At 37.9% G+C, this 10,563-nt stretch carries 9 protein-coding genes; 6 read left to right on the plus strand and 3 right to left on the minus strand.

Annotated elements, in window-relative coordinates; genetic code table 11:
• Window positions 1-631 precede the first annotated feature (631 nt).
• The 6 genes from Q4534_RS15985 to Q4534_RS16010 all read left to right on the plus strand — a co-directional run bounded on the left by Q4534_RS15985 (window position 632) and on the right by Q4534_RS16010 (window position 9,255).
• The gene (locus tag Q4534_RS15985; RefSeq protein ID WP_303614146.1) at window positions 632-2,080 is read left to right on the plus strand and encodes an AraC family transcriptional regulator; all 1,449 of its coding nucleotides are present in this window, start codon (window positions 632-634) and stop codon (window positions 2,078-2,080) included.
• Between the two features lie 699 nt (window positions 2,081-2,779).
• Complete coding sequence (locus Q4534_RS15990; RefSeq protein ID WP_303614147.1) at window positions 2,780-3,466, plus strand: DUF1080 domain-containing protein; 687 nt, start codon at window positions 2,780-2,782, stop codon at window positions 3,464-3,466.
• A 30-nt stretch (window positions 3,467-3,496) separates the two neighbouring features.
• Window positions 3,497-6,673 (plus strand): PVC-type heme-binding CxxCH protein, encoded by a 3,177-nt coding sequence (locus Q4534_RS15995; protein WP_303614148.1) that lies wholly within the window; start codon window positions 3,497-3,499, stop codon window positions 6,671-6,673.
• Window positions 6,674-6,827: 154 nt separating this feature from the next.
• Window positions 6,828-7,127, plus strand: a complete 300-nt coding sequence (locus Q4534_RS16000; protein WP_303614149.1) for a Dabb family protein — start codon at window positions 6,828-6,830, stop codon at window positions 7,125-7,127.
• Between the two features lie 14 nt (window positions 7,128-7,141).
• A complete protein-coding gene (locus Q4534_RS16005) occupies window positions 7,142-8,356 on the plus strand; it encodes a Tm-1-like ATP-binding domain-containing protein (RefSeq protein WP_303614150.1) in 1,215 nt (404 codons plus the stop codon).
• Between the two features lie 41 nt (window positions 8,357-8,397).
• A complete protein-coding gene (locus tag Q4534_RS16010) occupies window positions 8,398-9,255 on the plus strand; it encodes a phosphoenolpyruvate hydrolase family protein (protein WP_303614151.1) in 858 nt (285 codons plus the stop codon).
• 410 nt (window positions 9,256-9,665) lie between these two features.
• On the opposite strand, the gene Q4534_RS16015 is transcribed toward Q4534_RS16010, so the two are convergent.
• From Q4534_RS16015 to Q4534_RS16025, 3 genes are all read right to left on the minus strand, one after another.
• Entirely contained in the window at window positions 9,666-9,911 is a 246-nt protein-coding gene (locus Q4534_RS16015; RefSeq protein WP_303614152.1) for a GIY-YIG nuclease family protein, read from the minus strand.
• A 111-nt stretch (window positions 9,912-10,022) separates the two neighbouring features.
• On the minus strand, window positions 10,023-10,268 hold the full coding sequence (locus tag Q4534_RS16020) for a GIY-YIG nuclease family protein (protein WP_303614153.1): 246 nt from the start codon (window positions 10,266-10,268) through the stop codon (window positions 10,023-10,025).
• Between the two features lie 110 nt (window positions 10,269-10,378).
• On the minus strand, window positions 10,379-10,563 hold a 185-nt coding region (locus Q4534_RS16025; RefSeq protein WP_303614154.1), incomplete at its 5' end, for a GIY-YIG nuclease family protein.

The following is a 10,563-nucleotide window of genomic DNA, read 5'->3' on the forward strand; positions in this document are numbered from 1 at the left end:
CATGTAAGCTTAGAAGTAATTATAACAAGTAAATGAATTTATAATATTAATATAGGTATATATTATAAATAAACCAATGGTAAAAGGTAATAATAAATAAAAAAAATTATAAAATATTGGTAAATAGCTTGTTGCCTGATCATATACTATTGATAACTTTTAAAAAATATTGAGATAGTTTTGTCTTTCTCCTTTCTAATTACTTAAAATTTAGGGAGCTTTTCTTTTGAATTTAAAAGAGTAACTTCGAAAAGTTGATCAGCGTAAATGGGGCTTACTTTGCACATAGAATGATAAATGCCATATCCTGCTTGAATGCAATTTCACTCTCATCAAATTAGTGGGAAGAAACAAAGTTTAAGTGGGTCGCATGGAATTATTGGTTATCTTTAATAATTTAATGTTCAAGTTTAATTACCCCATCATTGCTGATAAAATGTCGGGTTGTTGTAATAAGACGCGGCGTTCAGGTTTTTACGATTTACAATCTTTTTCAGGTTTAATAAATTGTAAATATAAAATTATTAATATTGTCCGCTTTTCTCATCTTCGTAAAGAGCAGAGAAAAAAGAACAATCGAAATAGCTTTACCTAATCAGTTGTCAATAAATAAGGTTTTAATTTAATCAGGATGTCATTAATGAAGTCCTTTCTTGAAAAGGGGAAATTGTTTTTTTTACTTTACTTATTGCATTCTTGTGTTCATAAAAATGAGTTTGATATCGTATTGGAAGATTTTGAAGGGGGAGTGTTTTCTGAAAATTGGGAAATTCAGGGCACGGCATTCCATCAACCGGTAAACATTGATGCGATACAAGATACAGTTTTTAATGTCCATGGTAAATATTTCGCCTATTCTTCAAGTCAGGTTTCAGGGACTTTCAAAGGTTCCGGTAAACTAATCACAAATAGTTTTACCATTAACAGGAATTTTTTAAGATTTTTAATAGCAGGACATGAACATGAAACCAGGTCTAGCGTAAATTTAATCATAGATAATACTATAGTTAAATCTGCTACCGGCAAAAACGACTTAATTTTCAGGGAAATTATTTGGGACATTCGAAAATATGAAGGTAAAGAGGCCTATCTAGAAATAGTGGATGCCCTGTCTACTGAATCCACACAGGGTTTCGATAATAGATTACTAGTAGATCGAATTGTTTTGAGTGATGATAATAGGGAAAACAAAAAGGTTTTTGAGGATTTTGAAAGTGGGACCTTTAATAGCTGGAATGTAACTGGTGATGCCTTCCGAGAGCCTAATAGTAATAAAAATGTATACTACCCAATAATAGCAAATGGCTATAAGGGAGATTATTATGCATTTAGTTTTGGGGATTCTCATGATTTACTTCAAGGGAAGCTTGTCTCCAGGCCATTTAAAATTCAGTATGATAAAATTCAGTTCTTGATTGGTGGGGGAAGCCATGATGGTAAAACATGTATCAACCTTGTAGTTGGTGAAAAAGTGGTTCGGTCAGCAACTGGAGATGATGATGGGAATTTGAGGAGAAAGGAATGGAATGTCAAGAACCTAAGAGGAAGCATTGCTACCATAGAGATTGTTGACCAATATTCCGGCCCTTGGGGACACATAATTGTAGATGAAATCCTATTTGTCAACACTCCTTGGTATCAAAGATATGCTAAAATAGCTGGGGTTGTTTTTGTAATTATTTTGATAACTATATTCATACTCCTTAAAATCAGGAAAAAATCCAGGGTTGAGATTTCTGATGTCGAACGCAAAACTTTAGAGCAGTTAAAAAACCAAATAATAATTAATAAAGAATTCAGGAATCAAAAATATAATTTAACCTCCTACTCTAAATCTGTGGGCATGGATTCAGAAAAAATCGAACAGTTATTTTTAAGGGGTGAGGGTAAAACTTTTTCATTTTTTATAAATGAGCTTAGGGTTGAAGAATTTAAAAAAGAATTGCAAGATCCAAAAAACAAAGCGTATACGATGATTTACATTGCAAATCAATGTGGATTTAGTTCCAAAACCTCTTTTTATAGAATTTTCAAGGAGGTCACTAAAATCACCCCTACTGAGTATAAAAAGCTGCTGTAAAGTTACAGTAATTTGGATCCATAACACTTTTTTCGTGTAGTAAAGCCTGTTCAATCTAAGTATTCTTCATGTAAAGTTTTTGATGAAAACAATCTGCAATACTCAATTCCAGATTTACCAGATATAAAACACCCTTCACGAAGGCTTTAAGTACGTCATAGAAAAAGGTAGCGATGCAAATTTTATATATGCTTAAACTCGACTCTGCACCCGCAGGCCACCACTTAAAAATTCATAAGTGAACTTTAATAAACATTAGAAATACTTTTTCAAAGTTTGTTCAACGAGGACATCTCCAAGTTTGGCATGAGGGATTCAAGCTCAACCGATTTTTAAAATGTTTTAGAGGACATTTTGATCAGGCCATATTTATCATTTTTGGAATTTGGGATGTCCCAAAGTGCTTTTGGGACATTTTTCGCATGTTTCAGGTTCACTAGACTTTTATATGATTGTACTTTTAAGCGCTGATTATTGAAGCGCTTATGAAGGGAAAAATAATTTTTCCACGCATGTCTTTGGTATTTATTCTTAATTGTTGGCTTGGCTAGAAGGTTACTTTTATTGAGAATGGGCCTACAGAAACAGTGCTTTCATTGCATAGATAGCAACAGATGTTAATAGAAAAATTGAGTATATAAACAAAAGAATTGAAATTCAATACTATTCATAAAATGAATCCATAACCATAATAATACCATGAAAAATCATATAAAAATAGTTAGACCTAAGGAGCAAATGTGCAGCTTGTACAGCTGTACAATAATTTTGTTTTTTGTTTGCTTTGTTAATTTGAATTGCTATGCACAAAGTGAAAATCATACGATTTCGCTTTTTGAAGGAACGTCTTTAGAAGGTTGGGAAGTGGTCAACCCAGAAAACGGGAAATACTGGTCAGTAGTTGATGGTGTAATTACAGGAGGTAATGGAACAATCAATATTCCAACCAACACCTATTTGCGTACGGTTGAAAGTTTTGAGGATTTTGAATTCCGTGCTCTTTTCCGTTTAACAGGTGATCACACCACTGGCCTGATCAACAGCGGTATTCAATACCGTTCCTTCATCGAAGGCAATACTATCATTGGGTATCAGGCTGATATAGGAAAGGGGTATTGGGGAGATATCTACGACGAGCACCGTCGAGGCAAGCTTATGGGCGGAGATCTCAGTACGCTCAACAATATTTTGTACGAAGATGGCTGGAACAGTTATATCATAAGGTGCATAGGAAACAAGCATGAGCTGTATATCAATGGGGTCAAAACGACGGAATATTTCGAAATGGACGTTGAAATTCCTTCTAAAGGGGTCATTGGTATTCAGTTGCACAGTGGCGGGAATGCTAAAATTGAATTCAAGGACATTACCATCTCTAAGCTTTAAAATACATTACCTACCTATTTAGCAATACAAATGAAAAGCGCATTCTATTTATTCTTTATTCTGACAATTTTCATCGGTTTAGGTTGTAAAGAAAAAGCACCTAACTCACCAACAGATGCTGCTGGTAATGAATACATTGATTACAACCATAAAACACAGTCTGCAAGAACGAAATTGTTTAGTCCTGAAGAGGAGTTGGCAGGTTTTGAAGTACCTGAAGGTTTTGTAGTAGAATTGGTAGCTAGTGAAAGAGACGGAGTGGTAAACCCTATCCACATAGCTTTTGATGATGCCGGAAAATTATGGACTCAAACCGCAGAGATGTATCCTATGGATCCGGTTTCGGATATCGCCTGGCATGAATTATTAAATTTAATGGATAACCCTGAAGCTCAGGAGGAAGATCCTAATTTCAGAAGGATTTTTGACCTGTACCGTGGCAAAACCAAAGGGAAGGATAAAATATTAGTGCTTTCTGACCTTTATGGAAAAAATAAGGTTAAATCCACTATTTGGGCAGATGGACTTGCCATACCCCAAAGCGTTTTGCCTTACAAAAACGGAAGCTTTGTTGCTCAAGGTTCTGAACTCTTTTTTTTAGAGGATACAGATGAAGATGGTAAAGCAGACAAACGAACACCTTTGTTCACTGGTTTTGGAATTACAGATACACATACCATGGCACATGCATTGGTACGTGCGCCCGGTGATTGGATCCATTTTAGCCATGGTGCTTTAAATAAGGGAAAGGTAAGTTCCCTTATTAGCGATGTTGAAGTGCGGATAGACTACAGTAAAATCGTTCGGTTTTCTTTAGACGCCTCAAAAATGGAGCTGGTTAATTCCGGCCTGCAAAATATCTGGGGATATAAGCTGAGAGGAAATGGCCAATGGTATGGTATTGAAGCCAATGATTTGGGATACTCTATTGTCCCTATGGAAAAAGGGACTGGCTTTCCTGGTATTGGAAATGATCGTATTCGTCCGTATCAACCTTGGATGCCTGAATTGCATGAATTTCGTGTAGGAGGAACGGGTATCTCCGGTGTTGCTTTTGCAGATGATTTGGATGGAAGCTTCCCCAAAGAATGGAAAGATGTGGCTTTCATTGCAAATCCCATTACCAGTTCTATTAACGCTGTGAGAATCTTACGTAAAAGCGATGGTTCCGTGACAGCCGAACATTTACCTGATTTTTTGACTTCTCAAGATGACTGGTTTAGACCTGTCAACATGGAGTTTGGACCTGATGGTAGCCTATATATTGTCGATTGGTACAATAAAATAGTTTCCCATAACGAAGTGGGAACATCCCATCCAGATAGGGATAAATCACATGGTCGTATTTGGAGAGTTCGCCATAAATCCCAACCTTCTCGAGAAATCCCCAATTTTTATGAGGTAAAAACAAGTGAGCTTGTGGCCTATCTGAAATCTCCGTCGATTTGGGCAAAAAGGGCAGCATGGCACCAGATCAGTGATCGTCCTATTGAAGAAACACGGGGCCTTGCCAAGGAGCTTATCGAACTCGCTTCTGATAGTGCTCAAGATGAAATTACAAGAATAATGGCGCTTTGGTCACTGGAGGGTATAAAGCATTACGATCAAAATCTGATGAAGACTTTGTTGAGCAGTCGATTTGATAACCTTAGAAGAGAAGCTATTCGTGCATTGCAGTCCTTTCCATTAAATGCAGCTGTACTTGCTGCCTTACTTAGAAAACCATCCTCAGATAGCAATCCCATGGTACGGTCTCAGGTATTAAGGACTTTGGAAACAGTCAATACTGCGAATGAAGCAACTATTGGATTGCTAGTCGAGGCCTGCAAAGAGCCACTTGAAGGTAATGCAATGGGTGGTGCCTATGAAAGAAATTTTGAGCGATTTTTAGCCAGAAAGGCGCTCGAGAATTATCCAACAGAGCTGTTGGATTTCTTCAGATCTCCTGTTGTAGAACAATATGAAACATCCAATTTGATATGGGCTAGTCAAGCATTGCCCCAAGCTGAAAAAGAACAGGTATTTATAGAGCTTTGGAAGAAAAATAACAAAAAAGATTTGGATGAAGTGACTTTCGTTTTGGTAGCCGAAATGCTAGGAAACAGAAAAGTATTGAACTTAATATTACCAATCTTAGAAAATAGGGACATGGCAGTGAAACACGTTTCACTCACATTAATGAATCAAGCCAGGGTTCAATCAGAAGAATTGACCAAAGCGTTGATAGAACCAATAAGTCATTTATTAAAAAGCTCAGATGTGTCCGATCAAATGTTAGGTTTGGAGGCCATTGGAAAATTGAAGATCCAAGGCTTAAGAAGTGAGGTGTTGTCATTGGTCGATGATAATTCTTCTACCGAAATGGTTAGGTTGTACATGTCTGCCCTTATCAACCAGCCTAAAGAAAATCAAAAAACTTTTATGAAGCTATCAAAAATGGAAACATTGGAAGTTGAGGTTAGGGCTTCTGCTATTCAGACTGTAGCTATTACAGATGTACATGCAGCCAACCAAATTTTGGTTAATTGGCTCCCCAACCTTGATTCGGAGCAGAAGAAAAAAGTTATCAACATTTTGGCAAACGCTAAAGAAGGCATTAAACTCTTAAAACTGTTGCTTGAACAAGGGCATGTTTATGCCAATGAATTTGATCTTTCAAGTGCAGAAAAAATATTTCATTCAGATAAAAGCGATGAACAAGGAAAACGACTTTATGAAGAGGTGAAGAATAGGGTTAAGGAAGAAAAGAATGAACTGGAATTGAAGTTACAAACATACATGGCCATAGCGGAAAAAGGAGATGGAAACCCGAAAAAGGGAAAGACGCTTTTCCAGACCTGTCTAATGTGTCATAGTGTTGGAGACCAGGGCTTCGATTTCGCACCTGCTTTGGATGGATCCTCATTACGTGAAAATGAGGCGTTATTGACGGCTATTCTGGAACCCGATGCTGCTGTAGAAAGTAATTATTTAGTTTATCGGGTGACAAAAAATGACGGAAGCAATATAGAAGGGTATTTAGTGAAGAAGGATGAAAGAGGTACCACTTTAGGTTTTATGGGGGGGAGCAAACAGTTCATCCAAGCTTCTGAAATTAGATTTGAAGGTCATTTAGGTGGTCGTTCATTTATGCCTAAAGGACTGATAGATAACTTCTCGGAGGAGCAGGTAGCTGACTTGCTAGCTTATATAAAAACACTCAAATAGCTATTGCAATATACTCTTGAGAATTACAGAAGTTAAATTCTCAAGAGAGGACCTATTATCTGTTCTTGTAAGAAATTTAATGGAAATAGTTTCCTCTTTTTATAGGATCAGAGGTTTAGTAGAAATTTATTTAAATTTGATAATATAAATTACAATGATGACCAGACATTTTGGAATGTTTAAGTTTAAAGAAACGGTTAGTGCTGAAGAAATAGAATTTTGCTTTGTCACGATGAAGGCAATGATTGGAAAGATACCGGGCTTGTTAGGGATGGAATATGGTGCATATGATAGTGGAGAAGGACTTAACGATGGATTTACTCACGGATTTATTATGACCTTTGAAAGTCCTGAATCTCGGGATGCCTACCTACCACATCCAGTTCATGAAGAAGTAAAAAACGTAGTAGTCCCAAATTTAGAACGGGTGGTTGTTTTTGATTTTAATGTTTAATAATTGAATTAGGCATGCAGGAAAAAAGTATTGTAGTTCTAGGTTGCTTTGATACAAAAGGAGAAGATTTTACATTTCTCGTAGATTTTCTTATTAAACTGAAACAACCATTAATTACTATCAACGTCGGGGTTATGGAAACGTTGGTTGACTTTGATGTACATATTGGCAATGACGTGGTGGCTGCCGCTTCTGGTGTAGGTTTACAAGCTATTCGAGAATCAGGAGATCGGGGAAAGGCGGTAGAGCTAATGGGGAAAGGAGCTGCGGAAATCCTTGCAGATCTTGTTTCCAAAAACTTAGTAAAAGGGGTAATCGGAATGGGGGGAGGAGGAGGCACCTTTATCATTTTGGAAGCGATGCAAAAAGTAACTTTAGGCATACCCAAGTTGTGTCTTTCAACAGTAGTTGCCAAGGAGCTTTCCAGACAAATTAGAGTAAAGGACATTACCATGATGTCTTCTGTGGTAGATATAGCTGGGCTGAATCGAATCAGTAGATTATTGATTCGGCAAGCTGCTACGGCAATATCAGCTATGTCAGAAGTCACAGAGGATTCTGGGTTGCGAAAAAGAAAAAATATTGCGATTAGCATGTTTGGAAACACGACCAAATGTGTTGACCGGTGTACAGAATTATTAAAGGAGAAAGGATATGAAGTGATGGCCTTTCACGCTACTGGAGTAGGCGGAGCGACTATGGAATCGCTTATTCGTGAAGATGTTTTTGATGCAATATTGGATATAACTACAACGGAACTGGCTGATGAGCTTTGCGGAGGGATTTTAAGTGCTGGGCCTGACCGATTGACGGCAGCGTCTGAAATGGGAATTCCTCAGCTAGTTGTTCCCGGCTGTTTGGATATGGTCAATTTTGCCCAAATAGACACAGTTCCTGAAGAATATCAAACAAGGAAACTATACAGTTGGGCCCCGGATGTGACACTAATGCGTACCAATATATCAGAAAATAAGGTTTTGGGGGAACAGCTGGTTGAGAAATTAAAGAATTCTACAGGGCCTGTAGAAATCATCATCCCATTAAAAGGTATTTCGCAAATTGATAACGTAGGTGGGGTTTTTTATGATCCAGCAGCAAATAATGCACTCTTTGAAACAGTAAAGGTGACTGCAAGAAATAAAATTAATGTAATTGAAATGGACGCTCATATCAATGATGAAGCATTTGCTATATGCTTGGTAGAGCAATTATTGAAATTACTTAAATAGTGCTTTATATTTAATTGAATTACTAACAAAATAAAATAAAAATGCCAAACAAATGGACAGGTAAAGGGAATCCATATACCCGGGAGGAAATTAGACAGCGATTGCAAAATACTTTGGCCCAAAAAAAAGCCATTATAGGGGCAGGGGCTGGAACAGGAATTAGTGCAAAATTCATAGAAAAGGGTGGTGCCGATTTTCTGATTGTATATAATTCCGGACGATTTAGAATGGCTGGCCATGGCTCCACAGCTGGCCTTATGGCTTATGGTGATGCGAATGCAGTAGCCATGGAAATTGGTGAGTTTGAAGTTTTGCCGGTAGTAGAGGAGATCCCGGTATTTTGCGGTGTTCACGGATCTGATCCACGCAGGCGTATGTGGCATTTTCTGCAACAAGTAAAGGCAATGGGATTTTCAGGGGTCAACAATTTTCCTACGCATTCTATCGTGGATGGTAATTTTAGGGATATTCTCGAAGAGACAGGAATGGGGTTTCACAAGGAAGTGGAGATGGTACGTTTAGCCTCTGAGATGGACATGTTCTCATGTGTTTATGTGGCTACTCCGGAAGAGGCCATTCAAATGGCGGAGGTGGGAGCAGATGCCATAATTGCTCATGTAGGAACTACAGTAGGAGGATCAATTGGAGTAGTAGGAGCAACTGTTGATATGGACTTCGCTATCAAACGGACCCAAGAGATCATTGAAGCAGGCCGAAAGATCAATAAGGATATCATATTCTTAGCTCATGGTGGGCCTATTAATACACCGGATGATGTGAAGGTAATACTCTCCAACACAGATGCTCACGGATTTGTAGGTGCCTCTTCTTTGGAGCGAATGGCTGTAGAGTCTTCATTAACAGCATTGACTCAAGACTTCAAATCCATAAAACTCTAGCTAATATATTTCAACTTTATTAAGGGCAGACTTTATTGGTCTGCCCCTAATTTATTTTTATTAAAGTTTTAATTCCAAAGCCATTTTTTAAGTAAAAATATTCCAAAACCTCATAATAGTCTGAAGAGTAAAAACCAACCTTGCCATAAAGCTTTGGAAAGAGGGTTATTGAAAGAGATTCCTTAGTAGGTAATGGTAGTAGCCCATTCTAACCTTATCATGTAATATTTTAATTAATGTTTTACACTGCTGTTAGAAAATAACAAAGTGTAGATCAATATGTAAACAGCATATTTCATAAAAAATGCCAGACCGGTTTAATTCCGACCTGGCTTCTCGTCGGGGTGACAGGATTTGAACCTGCGACCCTCCTGACTCCTGTCAGGATACGCTTTTTTGCTGGCTATTCCCTATTGATTTTGCAGTCGGTCAAGATACCTTCGACTACCAATATTTTTAATTTGACGTTCTTTACGAACAGCTGAAGGACGGTCATTAAAAAATTCTACATGAACGATTTCCCAAGGTATACCAGCTTTAGTAGATTTATTCCGGCCTGCTTGATGTCGCTCAAATCGCTCCAAATGATTTTTACTCTGCCCTACATAAAAACGGTTAAGTGAAATTGAATACAATATGTATACAGCATATTTCATAAAAAATGCCAGACCAGGTTAATCCCAGTCTGGCTTCTCGTCGGGGTGACAGGATTTGAACCTGCGACCCTCCTGACCTCCGTCAGGATACGCTGTCTTCTTGGCTATAGCCTACCGATCCTTTAACCTCTCAATGTATCTTCGACTACCAATATTTTTAATTTGACGCTCTTTTCGAACAGCAGAGGAACGATCATCAAAATATTCTAGATGAACGATTTCCCATGGTATGCCTGCTTTAGTAGATTTATTACGCCCGGTTTGGTGACGCTCAAAACGCTCTAAATGGTTTTTACTCTGACCTACGTAATAACGGTCAAGTGAAACAGAATACAATATGTAGACAGAATAGTTCATAAAAAATGCCAGGCCGGGTTATCCCAGCCTGGCTTCTCGTCGGGGTGACAGGATTTGAACCTGCGACCCTCCTGACCTCCGTCAGGATACGCTGTCTTCTTGGCTATAGCCTACCGATCCTTTAACCTCTCAATGTATCTTCGACTACCAATATTTTTAATTTGACGCTCTTTTCGAACAGCAGAGGAACGATCATCAAAATATTCTACATGAACTACTTCCCATGGTATACCTGCTTTAGTAGATTTATTACGCCCGGTTTGGTGACGCTCAAAACGCTCTAAATGGTTTTTAC

The sequence above is a fragment of the Cyclobacterium sp. 1_MG-2023 genome (assembly GCF_030546805.1).
GTDB lineage: Bacteria > Bacteroidota > Bacteroidia > Cytophagales > Cyclobacteriaceae > Cyclobacterium.